General features: G+C 46.0%; 18 protein-coding genes. 10 read left to right on the top strand and 8 right to left on the bottom strand.

Translation table 11 applies throughout. The annotated features are described in order from the left end of the window. Positions 1-444: 444 nt before the first annotated feature. On the top strand, positions 445-648 hold the full coding sequence (locus VNN20_10140; protein ID HWP92541.1) for a hypothetical protein: 204 nt from the start codon (positions 445-447) through the stop codon (positions 646-648). A gap of 418 nt (positions 649-1,066) precedes the next feature. On the opposite strand, the gene VNN20_10135 is transcribed toward VNN20_10140, so the two are convergent. Next, positions 1,067-1,351, bottom strand: a complete 285-nt coding sequence (locus VNN20_10135; protein HWP92540.1) for a hypothetical protein — start codon at positions 1,349-1,351, stop codon at positions 1,067-1,069. A gap of 61 nt (positions 1,352-1,412) precedes the next feature. Continuing rightward, entirely contained in the window at positions 1,413-1,730 is a 318-nt protein-coding gene (locus tag VNN20_10130; protein ID HWP92539.1) for a hypothetical protein, read from the bottom strand. Between the two features lie 476 nt (positions 1,731-2,206). Here VNN20_10130 and VNN20_10125 point away from each other — a divergent pair, with 476 nt between their 5' ends. Further along, on the top strand, positions 2,207-2,863 hold the full coding sequence (locus VNN20_10125) for a VTT domain-containing protein (GenBank protein ID HWP92538.1): 657 nt from the start codon (positions 2,207-2,209) through the stop codon (positions 2,861-2,863). Positions 2,864-3,197: 334 nt separating this feature from the next. Here VNN20_10125 and VNN20_10120 read toward each other — a convergent pair whose 3' ends face one another. Beyond that, positions 3,198-3,404, bottom strand: coding sequence for a hypothetical protein (locus tag VNN20_10120; GenBank protein ID HWP92537.1), 207 nt, complete (start codon positions 3,402-3,404; stop codon positions 3,198-3,200). A 496-nt stretch (positions 3,405-3,900) separates the two neighbouring features. Here VNN20_10120 and VNN20_10115 point away from each other — a divergent pair, with 496 nt between their 5' ends. Beyond that, positions 3,901-4,665 carry a hypothetical protein gene (locus VNN20_10115; protein HWP92536.1) on the top strand — a complete coding sequence of 255 codons (765 nt, stop codon included), beginning with the start codon at positions 3,901-3,903 and terminating at the stop codon, positions 4,663-4,665. A gap of 102 nt (positions 4,666-4,767) precedes the next feature. Then, positions 4,768-4,917, top strand: a complete 150-nt coding sequence (locus VNN20_10110; GenBank protein ID HWP92535.1) for a hypothetical protein — start codon at positions 4,768-4,770, stop codon at positions 4,915-4,917. A gap of 76 nt (positions 4,918-4,993) precedes the next feature. On the opposite strand, the gene VNN20_10105 is transcribed toward VNN20_10110, so the two are convergent. Next, positions 4,994-5,335, bottom strand: coding sequence for a hypothetical protein (locus VNN20_10105; GenBank protein HWP92534.1), 342 nt, complete (start codon positions 5,333-5,335; stop codon positions 4,994-4,996). A gap of 359 nt (positions 5,336-5,694) precedes the next feature. Between VNN20_10105 and VNN20_10100 the strand changes: the two genes are divergently transcribed. Beyond that, positions 5,695-6,612 (top strand): hypothetical protein, encoded by a 918-nt coding sequence (locus VNN20_10100; GenBank protein HWP92533.1) that lies wholly within the window; start codon positions 5,695-5,697, stop codon positions 6,610-6,612. 199 nt (positions 6,613-6,811) lie between these two features. On the opposite strand, the gene VNN20_10095 is transcribed toward VNN20_10100, so the two are convergent. Next, positions 6,812-7,414 carry a response regulator transcription factor gene (locus tag VNN20_10095; GenBank protein HWP92532.1) on the bottom strand — a complete coding sequence of 201 codons (603 nt, stop codon included), beginning with the start codon at positions 7,412-7,414 and terminating at the stop codon, positions 6,812-6,814. Positions 7,415-7,875: 461 nt separating this feature from the next. Between VNN20_10095 and topA the strand changes: the two genes are divergently transcribed. Beyond that, positions 7,876-10,047 (top strand): type I DNA topoisomerase, encoded by a 2,172-nt coding sequence (gene topA, locus VNN20_10090; protein ID HWP92531.1) that lies wholly within the window; start codon positions 7,876-7,878, stop codon positions 10,045-10,047. Between the two features lie 695 nt (positions 10,048-10,742). Here the strand turns inward: topA and VNN20_10085 are convergent. Further along, positions 10,743-11,150 (bottom strand): hypothetical protein, encoded by a 408-nt coding sequence (locus tag VNN20_10085; GenBank protein HWP92530.1) that lies wholly within the window; start codon positions 11,148-11,150, stop codon positions 10,743-10,745. A 137-nt stretch (positions 11,151-11,287) separates the two neighbouring features. Between VNN20_10085 and recG the strand changes: the two genes are divergently transcribed. Further along, positions 11,288-13,846: an ATP-dependent DNA helicase RecG gene (gene recG, locus VNN20_10080; GenBank protein ID HWP92529.1), complete on the top strand. Its 2,559-nt coding sequence runs from the start codon at positions 11,288-11,290 to the stop codon at positions 13,844-13,846. Between the two features lie 437 nt (positions 13,847-14,283). Then, on the top strand, positions 14,284-15,141 hold the full coding sequence (locus VNN20_10075; protein HWP92528.1) for a zinc metalloprotease HtpX: 858 nt from the start codon (positions 14,284-14,286) through the stop codon (positions 15,139-15,141). A 44-nt stretch (positions 15,142-15,185) separates the two neighbouring features. Here VNN20_10075 and VNN20_10070 read toward each other — a convergent pair whose 3' ends face one another. Then, complete coding sequence (locus VNN20_10070; GenBank protein HWP92527.1) at positions 15,186-15,539, bottom strand: DsrE family protein; 354 nt, start codon at positions 15,537-15,539, stop codon at positions 15,186-15,188. A 126-nt stretch (positions 15,540-15,665) separates the two neighbouring features. Here VNN20_10070 and VNN20_10065 point away from each other — a divergent pair, with 126 nt between their 5' ends. Together VNN20_10065 and VNN20_10060 are read left to right on the top strand one after the other, a co-directional pair. After that, the gene (locus VNN20_10065) at positions 15,666-16,193 is read left to right on the top strand and encodes a glycosyltransferase (protein HWP92526.1); all 528 of its coding nucleotides are present in this window, start codon (positions 15,666-15,668) and stop codon (positions 16,191-16,193) included. Between the two features lie 14 nt (positions 16,194-16,207). Further along, positions 16,208-16,381, top strand: coding sequence for a hypothetical protein (locus VNN20_10060; protein HWP92525.1), 174 nt, complete (start codon positions 16,208-16,210; stop codon positions 16,379-16,381). A gap of 456 nt (positions 16,382-16,837) precedes the next feature. On the opposite strand, the gene odhB is transcribed toward VNN20_10060, so the two are convergent. Beyond that, positions 16,838-18,136, bottom strand: coding sequence for a 2-oxoglutarate dehydrogenase complex dihydrolipoyllysine-residue succinyltransferase (gene odhB, locus VNN20_10055; protein ID HWP92524.1), 1,299 nt, complete (start codon positions 18,134-18,136; stop codon positions 16,838-16,840). Positions 18,137-18,153: the final 17 nt, after the last annotated feature.

The following is an 18,153-nucleotide window of genomic DNA, read 5'->3' as shown; positions in this document are numbered from 1 at the left end:
GAAAAGGAGATGCAACCCTCTTTTCTTGGATGGAACGGGAATCCACGGTAGGAACACGCCACGGCGTGTTCCTACATACTGAAAGAACCCTTGATGAATGGAGTTTTCCTTTCCCACTGAGTACCTCGATGAGGTTAGTGTCTCTAATAACTGACTCGGCATTGTATGAAATTTCAAATTCCGACTTTTACATAGAGGGTCATCGCTTTTTTCGAATTTAAATAAAGCTTTTTTTATTAACAATCTCTATTGAATCAGAGATTAAGACCAGGACAAAATAAGGCGGTCTTATACTTGTTCTCGGACTTTTTGCGATTTATGAGGGTACAGTAAGCTTCGTAAGCAAAGTAAATTATTAATGGTTACAATAGATTGTGCATGTTAAAGCTCTGAAATTAGTAATGGCATCCTTTTTGCAAATAACCGGTTGTGGGTAAAAAGAAAATGAAAAAGGATGCGAAGGAAGTTAGAACATACATGACAGGGGTAAGCAGCAGACAGGGGAATCCATTTGGAATGGGAACCTTGGAAAGCTTCCTCGCCCCCTCCGAAATTCTGGCGCTGGTTGACCAGTTTCCTCCAAAGCACTCGCAGTTTCTTTTAGGTTTGGACATAAACGTTGTCGTAAACACTAACGCAATTAATTAGACGAACAACGTCAATAGAAGTTAAATCTGAACAAGCCGTTTAAACCATTTTGATGCTCACCCACAAGGTTAAGCTGTTTGTCATTCTGGGCATTTTTATTTCTCTTTACCAGCGGATGTAAATCCGCTCATACTGAGTCTGTCGAAGTATGAATTTAGAATATAAGGAGTTCGTCCTTCGACAGTGCTCAGGACGAACGGGATTATTGACAAGCTCACCACTCAGGACGAAGGAGGGTATTATTGATTAAGTCATGGTATTCAGAATGACAGTCTGGGAATCGCCTGTAAATCGATATTATTTTTACTGACGCTGTCTGTAATATCTAATGTTGACATTTACAAAACAGGCAATCCTCTGGTCTACTGCCTTTTTAATGAAGAAGAAAATGCCACTTTCCATCAAGTTCGTTCATAATCTATATTCCACCATGCTTGGTTGACGGGGAGTGTTCGCTATTTATTTCGGCATCGAGTTGTCTGAGAGCCTTTCTAATTTGCCCTAGAATATCTATTTGTGAGCCAGCCATATTTTCCTCCTCGGCTACCTGTAGTTGCCTCTGGTCGTACTCCCAACGGCGTAGAATCTCGATTTTTTGCCGCCTCGATATGCCCTTAGCATGGAGCACTTCTTCGGGTGTATCAAAAACGCTGACTGGATTAAGCAAAGCTTTTTCGATATCGGTTATCCCTTGATGCTTCATTTACCCTTCCTCCCCGTTTTTATTCTAGATAATTCTTGGATTCTAATTGCTCACTATTTTCCTATTTGCGATCCAATATCTTTCCTAGGATGAATCCTAAGATAAAAATTACCAGTAAGCTCATGAAAGGCTTTTTTTCTATTTTTTCCTGTACCGATTCGGCTGCAATCTTACCCTTCCTACCCGTTTCGTCTAGCAAGGTGCCTATTTCTTGGAGTAATTTTCGAACCTCCAAATCGAGACTTTCTTTGGCCGAGACTGTTTCCTCCCGGCCCATTTCAACTACTCGCTTGGCTAACACAGATAAGTCATTACCCAGTTTGGAAAGGTCGTTCTTTAGTTCCTCGACGTCTTGTCTTAATATCGGTCTTTGTGCCATTTTTCCTCCTTTGCTAATTCAAGGTTTACTATTATTCAGCTCGAAAGGTTATGTCTAATTCCTTCGGTTATATAAGTCGGCATCCCGCCTTTTAATTAGACGTATAATACTTATTCTCTCAAATCTTGGAGCACATATCAATTACGGAATCCCTGTATTTTACGTACGGCAATCATGTAGGTAGATTCCATGGCGTTAGGCAGTATAATGGAAAAATGTAGGCGCTTTTCGATATCGAGGATAGACGGCAAAGTACAAATAAGCGTATTTTTCAGTTATTTTATTTTAGATGTCTCAACTAAAGTCTCGTTTGTAATCAGTCCCTCCGATTCTAACTCTTTATATGATCTAATACTCAGGATGATAGGAGTAAGGAAATGACTTTCGAGCAAAGCTATTTTATACATATCGGGGTCAGACTTTTGAGCACGACGTGTAACAAAATATGAAACCATAACGGTTGACCGGAGCTGGTCATGGAATCAGTAAAGGATTTGGTCGAGATACTTCTTCACCTGGACAGACATTTCGGATTAATCATCCGTGATTACGGCTCTTGGACCTACATGCTTCTTTTTGTGATTATATTCTGCGAGACCGGGCTGGTGGTGATTACCCCGTTTCTCCCTGGAGAAACGCTCCTATTCGCCGCGGGTACATTTGCTTCCCTGGGCTTGCTGGATGTGGAGTGGTTAATCATCGTCCTAAGCGCCGCCGCCATTACCGGGGATAATCTAAATTACTGGCTAGGGTACTTTTTGGGGCCTAAGGCCCTCGAGAAGAAAGAATCTCTCTTTTTTAGCAAGGAGCACATTACTCAAACCCATGAGTTCTACAGAAAATATGGCGGAAACGCGATCATTATTGCTCGGTTCATACCGTTTATTCGCACATTCTCACCATTCGTAGCCGGTATTGGGCGTATGTCGTACAAGCGGTTTACTGCATATGACATTATCGGGGGTGTTGCCTGGATTTTGACTTTTGTCCTGGGGGGTTATTTTTTTGGCAGAATTCCGCTGGTTAAAAATAACTTTATTTTTGTCATCATAGCCGTCGTTCTCATTGCCGTTTTGCCCGCTTTGGTCAAATTCCTCTATAATATCTATCTTGTTAGATTCTCTTCTAAATGAAGATATCGACGTAATTCAAGGATATGAGAAATCGGGCCAAGCCTGCCCTGAGCCGGTCCCCGATTTAATCGGGGTAAGGATGGCGCTCTTACAAATGAACTGGCGAGCAGGTACAGAGTATCATAGTAGAAACAATCAGCTTTTTATTTTAGATGCCCCGTGGCTCTGCCACGGAGAGTTTCATTTTGAATGGGAAGATTAGGTAACCTTGACCGATGGATTAGTTCTTTACCGGCGGGTAATACCCTGAATCTTTATCCTACTGACATTCTAACCAGAAGCCATTCCCAAAAATGTCCTATATACGTTTTTTAATTTCGAATAATGCTTAAGCTTAGGTCTTGCGTTCTAGCCAATTTTCCATCCATAACTTCGTTTTTTCGGCCAGTTGTTTACTCGAAGTATACGATATCAGCTCATCGTTGAGATAGACGCCCCAGTAAACGGTTTGTCTATACTCTTCTTTTTTCTCATTCCAAAATAATGACAATTTGAATTCATCGTCTGAATTAATTGTAAGAGGGGTTATGATTATGGCCATTTCTCCGCTAACCTCCTTGCTCACTAAGTTACAATGAGCATACTCAAATCCGGGTATGATTTTATTAACTATCATACGTCCCAGCGGGTTCAATCTTAACCTGATAGATTTCATCCCACCATGTTTTGTTTCTGACGCTGTAGACACACTAGGTAGAGAACCTGAACTTCATTCCTCATTTTACTCTTCTAACCTAGTTATCCTAGCTTTACTATAAGTCTCGGCGGGATAAGATGAGGATTCAATCGGGTAATCCTGGTATTTAGAGTACGGCAACTAGGTATTTCGTTTGTAGATGAAAATTGATATCAAGCCTCTAAAGAATTTATTTGGATCAAAGTTGAATATACTTGCTAAACGAGGCTGCTTTATCCAGTATAATATTAAATTTGGGGAATCACTGGACAGACAATCACATAATTTCAGGATTCTGCTCCCGCCGAAGGGGCTACTGATTCCTGTTCTTCAGACGTTGTGAATATAAACTTGGGCGAACATGATGATCCAGGCCGCATTTGTATTTACATTACTCATTATTGCTTTTCCCATTAGCGCGGCCTCATTCTCTCTGACCCAGGTCCTTAGGGCTAACGATGTAGTCATCGTGGGGGAGACACACAGGCGCCCTGAATCAACACAATTCGTTGCTAACGCGGTAACGGAATATCTTCAAGACGCTCGCTGCCTTACGGTAGGTCTGGAAATCGCCTCCCACCAGCAGCCGTTCTTGGACAGGGCCTTCAAAGGGAAATGGATACCAGACCGATTTCCCATTTCTTCAATCCCATTGGGCGGCTTCATCGACCATCCGGGTTACCGTGAGATGCTGGTATCTTTCCGAGAACAAATCTGGAGAGGTAAGTGTTTGAAAGTCCGAGCTATTGACAAGCCCCACATAGTTTCCCTGGACCGTGATGAATGGATGGAAAAACAAATCTTAGAATTGATTGGTAGTACACCTGTGCTGGTGTTGGTCGGGAATTTTCATGCGATGAAAGAGGTGAGGTGGAATTCCGATCCGCTGGCCGGGCCGAGTCTGGCCGAGCGTTTAAAGAATCGGGGTCTTAAGGTTACTTCTATGCTTCAATATTGGGAGATGAAAAGTTGTAATCTCCGCAATCAAAAGCTGGTAAGCACCGACGAGCCCGAGTCCCTGGAGTATGTAGGACGAATAATGAAAGCCATACAGGCGGAGGCTCCGGATAAAGCTTCTGACGTTGCCGATGCGGTGGTAATCTGGCGTTGCACTGGTCGAGGCTAGGGATAAACCTTTAGATATTAATCCAAGGAGGGTAAAATAAAATTATGAGTCTATTTTGGGCCAGGAGGAGGATGAAATAGTGTTAATTCGGAGGTGGGGTATATGGCAGAGGAACGGAAAAGTCACATAGCGCAAAAAGATGAGCCAGCCGAGGGGGAAAAGGATATAGATAAAAGAGTGATGGACTACTGGCTTACTAAAAGGGAAAAGAAGGAAGTGCGAAAGAAAAAAGCGAAGAGAAAGGCTAAGTAAGCTGTTTTCCTATTTCTGAATTTTATGAAGACTCTCACCGTTTCCGCTTCCGCGAGATTGCTCTTGGTAATCGTGCTCACGGCGCGGACCAGCAAATCTTGGAAAGGTCTATATAATCCCCGTCGTGGACGTGGATACAAAAGCTTTGACCTAGCTCGGTCTTGGACATATAAATCACGTCGAGAGCGATATTTTTTGCGGCATTTTTGTCCACCCCGTCGGCCATTACCCAAAGGTCTAACGGGGACTTCCATTCCGCTTTTATAATCCCGGGAAGAGAATCCTGAACGTACTGGGCGAAATTTGCTTGTAACTGGCTTATTGTGTAACCCTCTTCCTGCCCCAAGGATAATTCGGAGTAACTAAAAATTAATAGGAAAAATATGAGACTTTTTGCTTTGGACAAAGAAAATGGCATAGGTTTTCCTCCTCGGTGATTTTTATCGTGCCAGAGCCGCAAAGCGGAGAGGAATTTCTAATGAATTTAGATGATTCGCTTAAGTTCACCCTGTGCACGGTCAAAGGGCTCAGCATGGCAAAAAGGACTCGCTATAATCCATGTAAACGCTGTCGGGCCCTCGGACATTCATAACCACTCTAAGCTCCAATTATCTCACGAATAAAAATTATTGTCAACGTTACTGGGCATTACCTGAATCCGCCTACCTGTATGTACGGACGTTTGCGTCTCCCGTAACTTTCCCGGTTGAAGAGGAGTTAAATGTATTGAGTTGATCGGTATTCGAACTTCAAGACCAAATTGTAAGGAGGATTGACATGCAAAATTTATCAAAGGCTTTAAACGTTTTAGTGTTGGCCCTGGCCCTGTCGACCACGTTAATAAGCTGCTCTGATAGTAACGAAGCGAGACGATTGGGGCAAACGGTCATAAACGGGAATGTAGTTGTCGAAGATACCAGTGCCAAGAAGGCGCCCGAGGAAAGGGTCGTCATCTTAGCTCTGCTCTATGATTTCTTTAATCCTACAAAACCGGCCAAGGCCCAATCCGGTGATGGCATTTTAATCGTTGCGTTTCAGGACGGGGCAGAGGTGGACAGCGATACCACTGATGCACAGGGCGATTTTCAGGTAATGGTTCCCCGCGGGGGAGACGTGACTCTCCGGTTTGAGACATCCAGCTTTGCTACCAGTACTCTAGTTACAGTGACACCAGATAGTGATGTTACTCTGGATGTTACGTTGCTGCCGCTCGACCCGCCTGCGGTAGAGATTAACAGGTTTGATATATTGAGCGGCCCCATTCGCACCAGGGAATCTGAACAGTTTAGATTCGATGAGGAAAGAGCAAACATTACCATAGACGGAGGAGGAAACGATTGCATAAGAGCTACCGGGACTTCAAATGTTAATATCGATGTCAATGACCTTACGATTACGAATTGCAGAAACGGCATCGTTGGCGAGGACTTTGCCAACGTATCTCTTGAGGCGGTAGCGGTTCCAACCCTGTCAGTCGAGGCCGAGAATAACGGCATCCACGCAAAAGACGACTCATCCATCAGGTTATCTGGCGTTGACATTTTCATCACCGCCGGAAAGGACGGCATTCTGGCAACCGGAGCTTCCGGCGTTGAGGTCAACCCCTCCGGCAATTGCATAATAGAGGGGGGCGACCAAGCGGTTGACGAACGAGACCTTGCCATAGTGAATACTTCCGGCTGCACATTAAAGTGAATATAGGGCTGCACGACGAATATACGAGTTTATACGGAGTAGGAGCCGCGGTTCTAACATCCCGTCAATGTCATACCGTCCGATTTTATTACATTGCTGATTTGATGTTGGATTTAGGCTGTTCCCTGTAGTTTCTGTGGCTCTTGCTTGAATCATTCTTTATAATTTTTTGGGGGCGAAGAGAAAGGGTGGAAAGGATTTACCTGGCCCTCCGTTTATGCTGGGCTCCATATACTATAAGCTGATACCTGTTTTCCAGGTTAAGTTTCACGAATATATTTGTAAGGTGTGCCTTCACTGTTTTCTCGCTTATCGAAAGTCTACTTGCAATCTCCTTATTACTGTAGCCTTGGGCGATCAACTCGATAACTTTCGATTCCATCCTAGTAATTTTGTCGCCCACCTTATCAGCCTTGCCCGAGCCTGCTCTGTTTAAGCTCTTCCCTTTCTTTATTATTTTTATAAGATCGGAAGAGTCCATTTCCTTGGTTACGTACGTAATATTGGTCAAGTCTAGCTCAGGAGGGTACTCACTTTGATTGTTCATCACAATAAAATAAACATCCGGGAGCTTCTTACTGATTAGGCTTAGTAACTTTTGGATGTCCATGCTAAGCATTCTATTGTCGATAAACAAGAATTCCGGCTTTAATTCAAGGGTGTATTTCTGGATATCATCTGGATTCGAGACCTCGGCCACGATCTCTATTTCTTTTTCCCCTGCCAGAATCCTTCTTATCCCTTCGATGAATAGCCTCGAGCTAGAGGCTAGCACTATCTTGATTGTTTCTTTTGAGTTCATGGCTATATACCCTAATTGCATGTTCTTCAAGAAGACTATCGTGGTTTATTCGGTTGATATTCTTGCAATTATCATACCAGCACCTGAAAAGCAATCGGTTTCTAGAATATTTCATTTTCAGATTGCAAAATTTATACGTGTTTAATTATAATTACGGCTAATTTAGAGCTGATGGATGAGGATAATTGGTAAAAAGCCGCGTTTGGAACGGAGTATCGGTTTCTCGAGAGTGGACAATTATTGAGGGTGCTCGTCCCTAATTTGTCATCTGTTGACTAAAAAGATAATCGTTTCATGCACCTTACCATTTGATGCGTCGGTATGTCCTGTTTTAGGGTAGGTACTCTTGATCCAAGGGTTGACTAGCGGGAATTTCAGGTAAAATGATAAACCTGATTGAAAGGGTACTTCGCAGTGCTTAATCTTAGAAAGAAGCACCGGCGTGAGGAGGTTAGAGGCGAATGGCTAAATCTCTGGTGATAGTTGAATCCCCGGCCAAGGCAAAGACAATCAAAAGGTATCTCGGTAAAGACTTCAATGTCGAGGCATCGTCGGGGCATCTGGTAGACCTCCCCAGCAGCAAGCTAGGAGTGGATATCGAGAAGAACTTCAAGCCTCATTATGTGGTCATAAAGGATAAGAAGAAATTTTTAAACCAACTTGAAAAAGCGGCAAAGGGTGCTGAAAAAATATACCTGGCATCTGACCCGGACCGGGAGGGTGAAGCAATAGCCTGGCATATTGTGGACAGGTTGAAATTAAAGGATAGGGCATACCGGGTGCTCATACATGAGATAACCGAGAAAGCAATTCTTGAAGCAATAAGAAAACCAACATCCTTGAGTCGTGACCGGTTCGAGGCTCAACAGGCCAGACGTATACTCGACCGTCTCGTTGGCTACCAGGTGAGCCCCATATTATGGAAGAAGGTGAGGGGCGGCCTCAGTGCCGGAAGGGTACAGAGTGTAGCGCTCAGGCTGGTGGTAGAGAGAGAGCGGGAGATAGAAGCTTTTAAGCCCGAGGAATACTGGACGATCGAAGCGGAGGTAAAACAACTACCGGATGATGCTCTGCCGTTTGTTACCACTCTGGCCAAGTACGACGGCGAAAAGGTAGAGATAAAAAACGAGGATCAGGCCAGAAGGATTGTTGAGGCTTTAAGGAATGAGAAGTACACGGTGCTATCGGTAGAGCGAAAGGAGAGAACTAGAACCTCTCCTCCTCCGTTCATTACCAGCACCCTCCAGCAAGAGGCGTCGAGAAAGCTCAGATTTCCGGTGAAAAAGACGATGGCAATTGCGCAAAGACTATACGAGGGTTTGGAGTTGGGAGACGAGGGACCGACCGGACTCATTACTTACATGAGAACGGATTCGGTAAGGGTTTCAGACCATGCAATCGCCGAGGCCAGGGACTATATCATGGAGGCGTACGGTTCCGATTATCTGCCGGAGAAACCCAACATCTTCAAGGTCAAGAAATCTGCCCAGGATGCCCATGAGGCGGTCAGACCTACCTCTATTGCAAAAACCCCGGATTGGGTCAAGCCATTTTTGGCCGAAGATGAGTTTGAGTTGTATAAGCTAATCTGGCAACGGTTTGTATCTTCACAGATGAATCCGGCTATTTACGACCAGACAACGGTCGAGGTGGAGGCTGGAAAAGGGATATTTCGCGCCACCGGCTCGGTGATCAAGTTTCCCGGTTTTACCATAATCTACTTAGAAGGGAAGGAAGAAGAGGAGGAAGCCAAGGATAAAGAGGAAGAGAAGAGGCTTCCGGACTTGAGTGAGGGGGAGGAATTAAAACTGCTTGCTCTGGAGGGCAACCAACACTTCACCCAGCCACCTCCCCGGTTTACGGAAAGCTCCCTGGTAAAGGAGCTAGAGGAAAAGGGTATCGGCCGCCCTTCTACTTATGCCACTATACTCTCCACGATTCAGGACAGGGGATACGTCGTTAAGGAGAAAAGCAGGCTAAAGCCGACCATCCTAGGCAGTTCGGTGAGCGACCTCTTGATTGAGGGATTTCCGGAGATAATGGATGTTCAGTTCACCGCAGAGATGGAGGAGAAACTGGACGAGGTGGAAGAAGGGAACATAAACTGGGCCGAGCTTTTAAAAAGGTTCTATAAAGAGTTCGGCAAGAGGTTAAAACAGGCTGAGGTCTCGATGAAGAGCTTGAGACGGGAGGGGGTGCCTACGGATATAGATTGCGACCAGTGCGGCGCCAAGATGATAATCAAGTGGGGGAAAAGGGGTGAATTTCTATCTTGCTCTAGGTATCCCGAGTGTAAGAATGCAAAACAGTTTGAATACGGTGATGATGGGGAAATAAGGATTAAAGAGAAAAAGGAACCGGAAGTCAGGGATGATATAAAGTGCGATTTATGTGGGAGACCGATGGTAGTGAGGACCAGCAGATACGGCAAATTCCTGGGCTGTACCGGCTATCCTGAGTGCAGGGGTATAAAGCGGCTCAAAGATATTCCGGGTGAAGAGGGGGATGGGCTTGAAACGGCTCAGGATGGCGGAGAAGAGAAGAAGAAAGGGTCGAAAAGAAAATCCTTCAGGAAGAATCCGGCTGCCAAGAAAACGGATGGAAAGTCTCAGGGAAAAGCATACGAAGCATGAGGCGGTTTATCGATAATCAATCGATGTGATCCCCAAGAGGTCATTCCAACGGAAGCACATGCTCGATTGAGTTCACCCAAAATCTACTGTCTGTAATAATCAGGATTTGAGATTTCAGGCAATGTCAACATAAGTTTTGCCTAGATATACGCTATCATCCTGGTCTGGGAGGAGAAATCTTGCCGATGCCGAGGTTTAAGATTTCTTACCAGCTCTTTCGAATTAGTTCGGGAGAGATACTTCATCAAAGCCTGTAGTGAGCCCTTCGATAAAACTCAGGACTCACGAGGATTGGGCAATCATTCGATAACCCCGTTCACCCTGAGCGCAGGTCCCCCGGTTAAATCGGGGGAAGAGTGAATTCCTTACATTTTAAATTCATACTTCGATTAAACTGAGTATGAGCCGATTATCATCCGCTAGAAAAGAGAGATAAGAACCCATTAACCCTGAGCATGTTCAATAAACTCAGTGTAAATTCCTGCGAAGGAATGAACGGATTTGCAACTACTCAAAATGATTAATGAAATAAAGGGCGAACACCACGTTTTAAATTCATCCTTCGACTGGACTGGACGAGCGGCGGAGTCGAAGACTGTCCTGAGCGGAGGTGAAGGACTCTCTCATTACCTCAGATCCACGCGAAGCAATCCGTTATTTTGGACAGGTTTGGTCAGGGTATCAACTTTCTAAAGCTAGGGTTCGTTATTAGACCATTCTTCGCTATTAATTTTCCATTCCGAATCTTCCTTGACCAAAGTGACCTTGCCGAACACTTCATCCTTGCCGGAAATGCCGCCGATGCCAACGAGCTTTAGAGTCGCCTTTTTGTCGTCTGGGGAGATTTGCCGCTCCACGATGCGGATCGATTTGGGCATGAATGCGGCAATCAGTTCTATCATCTTTTGCCTGTCCTCCGGAGTCTCTTCGTTTAATTCCTCCCGCCGCTGGCTGCTAAGGTACTTATCCAATTCATCCAGGTTCTTTGATTGTATAGCGGCGCTATATTTTTGATACACCGCTTCCGGCGAGTCTTCGGAAGATGCAACCGACACGGCCAGAAGCAGGAGCATAACCGACGCGGGCAATACACGCTTAAGCATTTAAACCTCCCGGACAGACAGGGTTAATTATAATGCAAGAACAATTTTCATAGTCATCTTATGGCACAGTCTCGTTTCCAGTCATCTGGCCGGAAGTGGCTTGAAATCGTAATCAAAAACCCAGTAAACTCATAATAATGAGTAAAGAGTTCTTAAACGTGCTGGAGAGGCTCGAAAAACCCCTTCGGTTTGTATTCAAAAACGATTTTCAAAATATCGGCAAGGTAAAACACCTTGACCAATTGGTAGAGGCCTTAACCCTTAAGGCTCTATCACTCAGCTTGCCTCTCCGACAAATCGATATGCTCAAGTCCCTGAGAGAGTCCTTCGCCGGTTATGATGAATTAGAGCTGGATAAAAAAAAAGAACTTATAGAGGATTCGCTTAGGTTGCTCACCGAGTTAAAAAGAAATAGCGGTTATCTTAAGAGCTTTCACACCGAAAAGCATTCATTGGGGCATGCCGAGCCGGACAAGGAGAAATCAAAAGAAGATGAAGCCCCCTCGTCTTCATCCGCCTATTCGGCCTCCCCGGGAAAGAGAATAATCCCCCACCATAAAGACCTTTCTCAGATACCAATTCAATACGTTAAGGGAGTCGGCCCGAGGGTTGCCGGGATACTGATGAAGAAAGGCATAAAAAATGTAGAAGACGCAATTTACTATTTTCCGAAGAGATATGAGGACAGGAGGCGAATAAAGAAGATTTCCGAGCTTAGGCCGGAGAGCCGTGAGACCGTCACCGGAAAGGTAATACTTTCCGGGAAAGTAAGAACAAGGACGAGAGAGATTTTTCAGGTGGTTCTATCCGACGGGACCGGCACGATCAACTTGGTGTGGTTTCAGTTTAACGAGAAATATTTGAGGTCTATTTACAAGAAAGGCACAACCCTTATACTGAGCGGCGATGTGACTCCGGGGAAATACGACGGCTCACTCCAGATTACCCATCCTAGACCAGAGGACGTAGAGATTATAGACGACGGAACGGTAGAGAAAGACCTCCTTAATTTTAATAGAATAGTCCCCATTTACCCGTTGACCGAGGGCATAAAGCAAAGGCGGCTGAGAAAAATAATGAAAACTATCGTGGATAATTACTGCCCTCATGTTATAGATTCTATCCCTGCCGACTTAAAGAAAAGGAGAAATGTGATTGACCTTGGCAAATCATTGTCCCGGGTTCACTTTCCCGGAGATTCTGACCATGTTGTCGACCTTTCTAACAGGGTCTCTGTTTATGAGTCGGTTCCACACAGAACCCTTTCCTACAACGAGTTTTTGCTCATGGAATTGGGGCTTGCCCTGAAGAAGCGGGATGTCTCTAAGATGTTCGGGATTCCATTTCGCCCGACCGGCTTATTGACGAAAAAGCTGCTGGAGAGCCTTCCGTTCCAACTAACTGGTGCTCAGAGTCGTGTACTCTCCGAGATAGAGAATGATATGAGGAACGGAAGTCCCATGAACAGGCTTCTCCAGGGTGACGTAGGAAGCGGGAAAACGATCGTAGCCTTGTTATCGATGGTTAAGGCGGTTGAGTGCGGCTATCAAGCCGCTCTCATGGCTCCCACGGAAATACTGGCCGAACAGCATTTAAGGTCGATTCTCCATTATCTAAAGGAACTCCGGCTCCGAGTGGTTCTTCTAAAAAGCGCTTTAAGCAAAAAGGAGAAGGACGTTTACTCTGAAGCAATTAAATCAGGAGAGGCGCAGATTGTGGTGGGTACCCATGCATTGATAGAGGAAGGGGTAGGGTTCAAGAACCTTGGCTTTGTAGTGATTGATGAGCAGCACCGTTTTGGGGTGATGCAACGGGCCAAGCTGAGAAGCAAGGGCAATAGCCCGGACGTGCTGGTAATGACTGCAACTCCTATACCCAGGACACTGGCCATGACCGTTTATGGGGACCTGGATGTTTCTGTATTAGACGAGTTGCCTCCCCATAGAAAAGAAATAAAAACAATGGTCCTCTATGAGGAAAAAGGGGGGCGGGCTGAGGCTTATGATATCGTTCGAGGGGAGGTTAAGAAGGGAAGGCAAGTCTACGTGGTCTATCCATTGATAGAGGAATCGGAGAGCCCGGATTTTAAGGATTTAAAGCATGCTACTCAGATGGCTGAAGAGTTACAGAACGACATATTTCCGGAGCTTAGAATCGGGCTTCTCCATGGAAAAATGAAATCGGAGGAGAAGGACGAAATAATGAGAAGATTCATTTCTCATGAGATAGACATACTGGTCTCAACGACGGTTATTGAGGTAGGTGTTGATGTTCCTAATGCTACGGTCATGGTGGTGGAGAATGCGGAAAGATTTGGACTATCCCAGCTTCATCAATTGAGGGGTAGGGTAGGAAGGGGTGCGCACGAATCCATATGTATTCTTATTTCCGGGTTTAAGAGGACTGAGGATGCGAAGAGAAGGCTTTCTATACTGGAGAAAACTTCTGACGGTTTTAGAATAGCCGAGGCTGACCTGATGCTCCGAGGTCCGGGGGACTTTCTTGGAACAAAACAGTCCGGGCTTCCGGAATTCCGGTTTGCGGACTTGATTCGCGATGGAAGGATCCTGGTCGAGGCGAGGGATGATGCGTTTCAGATCGTAAGAGAGGACCCAACGCTTTCTAGATACCCTGGGTTGTTTGGTGAGGTGCTAAAGAGGTGGGGTGAGCGGCTCGACCTTGCCGATGTTTCCTGAGAAATCAAACTTACCCAAAATAAGGGATTGCATCGCTGGGAACAGTTTTTTATTTCACTAATCATTATCAACTTATGTAAATCCGCTCATTCCTTCCCCGATTTAATCGGGGATTGACTCGGGACAGGCTCTGAGTCTCATCGAAGGATGGGGTTTCTTGAGGAGTTCGCCCTTCCCCCGGTTGAACCGGGGGACTGGGCTCAGGACGAACGGGGCTATCGGCTCATCCTGTGAGGAGTTGAAGCAGGGGGAACCAAAAGGGAACGCTCATTTTCATTTACCCCATCCTAACTCTTTCGACCTTACTCAGCATAGGCTTGGTGAAGGGGTAAGGAGAGACAGGGGGGGGTATAAAGGCTTTGAGCGTTGACACCAATGAAACAGTGGTTACATTTCTAGTGCTTACTCTTTGATAGACAGGAGGCATTAAAGTCATTATGTCCAGTACCTTGAAAACTGCTTTTTTGCTGGCCGTTTTAACCCTGGTTTTTGTCTTGATAGGGCGCATGATTGGTGGAAAGGCGGGTATGACCGTTGCTTTTGGCCTGGCTATAGCCATCAATTTTATATCATATTGGTACTCTGATAAGATCGTTCTGGCCATGTATGGTGCTAAGGAGATCTCTCCAGAGGAAGCACCCGGGCTTCATAACATGGTTAGGAATGTGGCGATGCAGGCCGGAATACCGATGCCCAGAGTTTATATGATTCCTAATCCAGCACCGAACGCGTTTGCTACCGGTAGAGGTCCGGATAACGCCGCCATAGCGGTAACCGATGGGATCGTTAAGCTCCTTCAACCGGATGAGCTTGAGGGCGTTATAGCGCACGAGATTGCGCACATCAAGAATAGGGATATCCTCATCGGCACTATAGCGGCTACCTTGGCCGGCGCTATAGGTTATTTGGCCAATATGGCTCAATGGGCGCTTATTTTCGGAGGGTTTGGAAGAAGCGGCGATGAAGAGGGAGACGGAAGTTTGGCCGGTTCTCTCGCCACTATCATACTGGCGCCGATAATCGCTCTCATTATACAACTGGCCATATCCCGGGCCAGGGAGTATAAAGCGGATGAAACCGGAGCACGTTTGACCAGGAGACCTTTATCTCTGGCCAGTGCTCTAGAGAAGATTAGCTACGGTGCTCAAAGAATTTCATTCGATGCCAACCCCGGGACGGCACATATGTTCATCATGAACCCGCTCCGAGGCGGTTTGGCCGGTCTTTTCAGCACACACCCGCCGGTTGAAGAGAGGGTGGAGAGATTGAAAAGGCTTTCTATGGAAGTTATCTGAATAAAATCAAAATGTAGGGGGCACGCTGCAGCGTGCCCCTACTACTAGAAACTGATTACCTTCTGGCTCTCTTTTATGGATTTCGCAAGATCTACCATACTTCCCCAAACTACCCCTTCAACTACCATACCCTCGGTAATCCCTCTCGTTTGAGCGCATTGAGTACAGAGTGTAACTTGCACTCCCATATCTAATAGTTCTCTAATCTTTGCCCCGGTGTTCTGGCCTGAGATCTCTTCAGGCGGCGTCTGACCTTTGTGGGCGCAGTATACCCCGTCGTTCAAGAGAAATAGCTCCACTTTCATATCGACTCCGACCAAGGCGGCAGATAGCCTGAATCCGTTCCAAGCTCTCATGCTACTAGGGGCTTCGTTGATGATAATTACTGCTTTATCCATTTAATGCCTCCTCGTGTTGGTGTGTTCTCTCTCCGATTGCCTGGATATGAATAATATAACTGGAGCCCGGCATCTAAATGAAAAATAGTAGATCGTGTAGGTAATGGTCATTTATAGTGAGATTCTATGAAACTAAGTGTTATCATACCAACATTGAATGAATCCGAGTACCTTCGGGCAACGGTTCTCTCCGCCAGGGAAAAATCCGTGTTAGGGAAGCGCCACGAGATCATCGTGGTAGACTCCGGCTCTACCGATGGTACCATCGCTATAGCGCAAGAGCTCGGGGTTATTTTAATTTCATTTGAGCCAAAAATGCTTGGCCGTGCCCATGCCCTCAATAAAGGAGCATCTTACGCCACTGGCGATGTCTTTCTTTTTCTCGATGCGGATACCATACCTCCCATGGGTTACGACAAAGCGATTCAAACCGCTTTGGAAGCCCCGGATATAGTAGGAGGGGCATTTGAATTCGCCTTGGATGGGGGTGCATTTGGCTTACGGATAGTGGAACTGGTTAATCGTATACGTTACCGGATTTCCGGTTTATATTACGGTGACCAGGGTGTTTTCGTTCGGGCAGGTATATTCCGGATACTGGGAGGCTATCCGCCGCGAAGAATTTTAGAGTCCTATCATTTTGTAGAGCCATGAAGCGGGAAGGTAAATTGGCGCTTATTGGTGATACCATGAAAACTTCGCCTCGTCGCTTTCTTAAAGGCGGGATCTACCGCGTCCTCGCTAACGATATCAAGCTATGGTGGCTTGACCTCCTGGGGATGGACCTGGAAGAACACGCCGATAATTATTGGCAGGAAAATATACACCGAGGGCGGAACTGAGAATGGTGATTCCCGGTTCTGATTAATTTTAATATTGTATAATAGCAAAATTGTCGAAAATAAGAGATTGATTATCAGGGTTGGCCTGACGGTAATCAAAGGACTTCAATGACGGACAACGAAGAGGCAACCCCTCTTTAATTCCCCTCCTACTGAGGGGGAAACGCAAGGGGGGTTAAGACGAAGGGTTCATGGTTCGACTGAGTTTATTCCTTCCCCGATTAGATCGGGGACCAGCTCAGGACAGGCTTTGAGCGCATTCGAAAGGCTCACCATGAAGGACATGGAAAATTCACAGCAATATCTCTGCACCCTGAGTCCTTCGGCTTCGCTCAGGATAAACTAGAACGAAGTGTGAGTAGGGTTAAAAGGCTATTTGAACGAATAGGGTTAGTACAACGCTTGCATAGCTAACATAAAGAGGGGAACCTGATTTTATTTTGGACAATAAAAACCTTAACCTTCGAGCAGCAAAGACTCCGGGTCCTCTATGAGCTCTTTAACCCTTACCAGAAACTGTACTGCCTCCCTCCCGTCGACGATGCGATGGTCATAGCTTAGGGCTACATACATCATGGGTCGAATAGTTATCTCGCCCTTGATTACCACCGGCCTATCCTCGATCTTGTGTAGGCCTAGGATTCCGACCTGGGGTGGGTTGAGTATAGGGGTGCTCATCAGCGAACCAAAAACCCCGCCATTGGTTATGGTAAATGTGCCCCCCATTAGCTCCTCCAGAGAAAGCGTGCCGTTTTCTGCTTTCTCCGCATATTCCTTAATAGCCTTCTCTATCTGGGCAAAGGTCATGCGGTCTGCATCCCGAAGAACCGGAACTACCAACCCCTCTTTAGCCCCGATGGCCACGCCTATGTCGTAGTAGTGTTTGAGTACTATTTCATCTTCTTGAATCTCGGCGTTTAACTGGGGAAATTCCTTTAATGCCCCGATCGTCGCTTTCACAAAAAAGGAGTTTATCCCCAGTCCAATCCCATGCTTCTCTTTGAACGTATCCTTACGGCGTTTGCGAAGCTCCATTACCGCACTCATGTTAATCTCGTTAAAGGTGGTCAGGATTGCCGCCGTTCTTTGTGCTTCTACCATGCGGCGGGCTATTGTCCTCCGGCGGCGGGACATGCGAATCCGCTCTTCTCTTCTCGACCGGTCAATCACCGGTACTGCCGTTTCGGAAATGGTTCTGGGGCGATCTGTAATTTTTTCAGCCGCATCCTTTCGAATCGGTGTTACGTTTGAAGCTTCAACCTCTTTAGTCTTTACTTCGCCGGTTTCAATAAAGGCTTCTACATCTTCCTTGGTGATACGGTTGCCGGGGCCGGTGGCACTGACCTTTTCCAGGTCAACTTTATGCTCTTCAGCCAGGCGCTTAGCCACCGGAGTCACCTTGATGGATGATTTTAGTTCCCCAGGCTCTTCTACAACCTGCCTTTGCTCGGCTTCTTTAGATTCTTTTTTTGGTTCTTCCACCTTAGACTCGGCAACTGGCTTTTCCGGTAGCTCGCCGGCATCTCCGATTAAACCGAGCGCCTCTCCCACTTTCACATCGTCGCCCTCCTTCCGGTCGATCCTCACCAGTACGCCGGCTTGCTCGGCGGCCACTTCGAAATTGGCCTTCTCCGTCTCTAATTCCACTACTGACTCTCCTACCGATACTCGGTCACCTTCCCGTTTTAGCCATCTCAGTACCGTGGCCTCTACCACTGATTCTCCTAATTCTGGTACGACTATGTTAGTGGACATGGTTTCCTTTTCTCCAA

The organism is Thermodesulfobacteriota bacterium (assembly GCA_035559815.1).
Classification (GTDB): domain Bacteria; phylum Desulfobacterota_D; class UBA1144; order Nemesobacterales; family CSP1-2; genus DATMAT01.
The sequence above is the reverse complement of the archived record's forward strand: the minus strand, read 5'-3'. Positions and strand labels throughout refer to the sequence as shown.

What these genes read in the sequence shown, in the direction of transcription:
- VNN20_10140 (HWP92541.1), top strand. Translation starts at nt 445, where the DNA reads ATGAAAAAGGATGCGAAGGAAGTTAGAACATACATGACAGGGGTAAGC.
- VNN20_10135 (HWP92540.1), bottom strand. Translation starts at nt 1,351, where the DNA reads ATGAAGCATCAAGGGATAACCGATATCGAAAAAGCTTTGCTTAATCCA.
- VNN20_10130 (HWP92539.1), bottom strand. Translation starts at nt 1,730, where the DNA reads ATGGCACAAAGACCGATATTAAGACAAGACGTCGAGGAACTAAAGAAC.
- VNN20_10125 (HWP92538.1), top strand. Translation starts at nt 2,207, where the DNA reads ATGGAATCAGTAAAGGATTTGGTCGAGATACTTCTTCACCTGGACAGA.
- VNN20_10120 (HWP92537.1), bottom strand. Translation starts at nt 3,404, where the DNA reads ATGGCCATAATCATAACCCCTCTTACAATTAATTCAGACGATGAATTC.
- VNN20_10115 (HWP92536.1), top strand. Translation starts at nt 3,901, where the DNA reads ATGATGATCCAGGCCGCATTTGTATTTACATTACTCATTATTGCTTTT.
- VNN20_10110 (HWP92535.1), top strand. Translation starts at nt 4,768, where the DNA reads ATGGCAGAGGAACGGAAAAGTCACATAGCGCAAAAAGATGAGCCAGCC.
- VNN20_10105 (HWP92534.1), bottom strand. Translation starts at nt 5,335, where the DNA reads ATGCCATTTTCTTTGTCCAAAGCAAAAAGTCTCATATTTTTCCTATTA.
- VNN20_10100 (HWP92533.1), top strand. Translation starts at nt 5,695, where the DNA reads ATGCAAAATTTATCAAAGGCTTTAAACGTTTTAGTGTTGGCCCTGGCC.
- VNN20_10095 (HWP92532.1), bottom strand. Translation starts at nt 7,414, where the DNA reads ATGAACTCAAAAGAAACAATCAAGATAGTGCTAGCCTCTAGCTCGAGG.
- topA (HWP92531.1), top strand. Translation starts at nt 7,876, where the DNA reads ATGGCTAAATCTCTGGTGATAGTTGAATCCCCGGCCAAGGCAAAGACA.
- VNN20_10085 (HWP92530.1), bottom strand. Translation starts at nt 11,150, where the DNA reads ATGCTTAAGCGTGTATTGCCCGCGTCGGTTATGCTCCTGCTTCTGGCC.
- recG (HWP92529.1), top strand. Translation starts at nt 11,288, where the DNA reads ATGAGTAAAGAGTTCTTAAACGTGCTGGAGAGGCTCGAAAAACCCCTT.
- VNN20_10075 (HWP92528.1), top strand. Translation starts at nt 14,284, where the DNA reads ATGTCCAGTACCTTGAAAACTGCTTTTTTGCTGGCCGTTTTAACCCTG.
- VNN20_10070 (HWP92527.1), bottom strand. Translation starts at nt 15,539, where the DNA reads ATGGATAAAGCAGTAATTATCATCAACGAAGCCCCTAGTAGCATGAGA.
- VNN20_10065 (HWP92526.1), top strand. Translation starts at nt 15,666, where the DNA reads ATGAAACTAAGTGTTATCATACCAACATTGAATGAATCCGAGTACCTT.
- odhB (HWP92524.1), bottom strand. Translation starts at nt 18,136, where the DNA reads ATGTCCACTAACATAGTCGTACCAGAATTAGGAGAATCAGTGGTAGAG.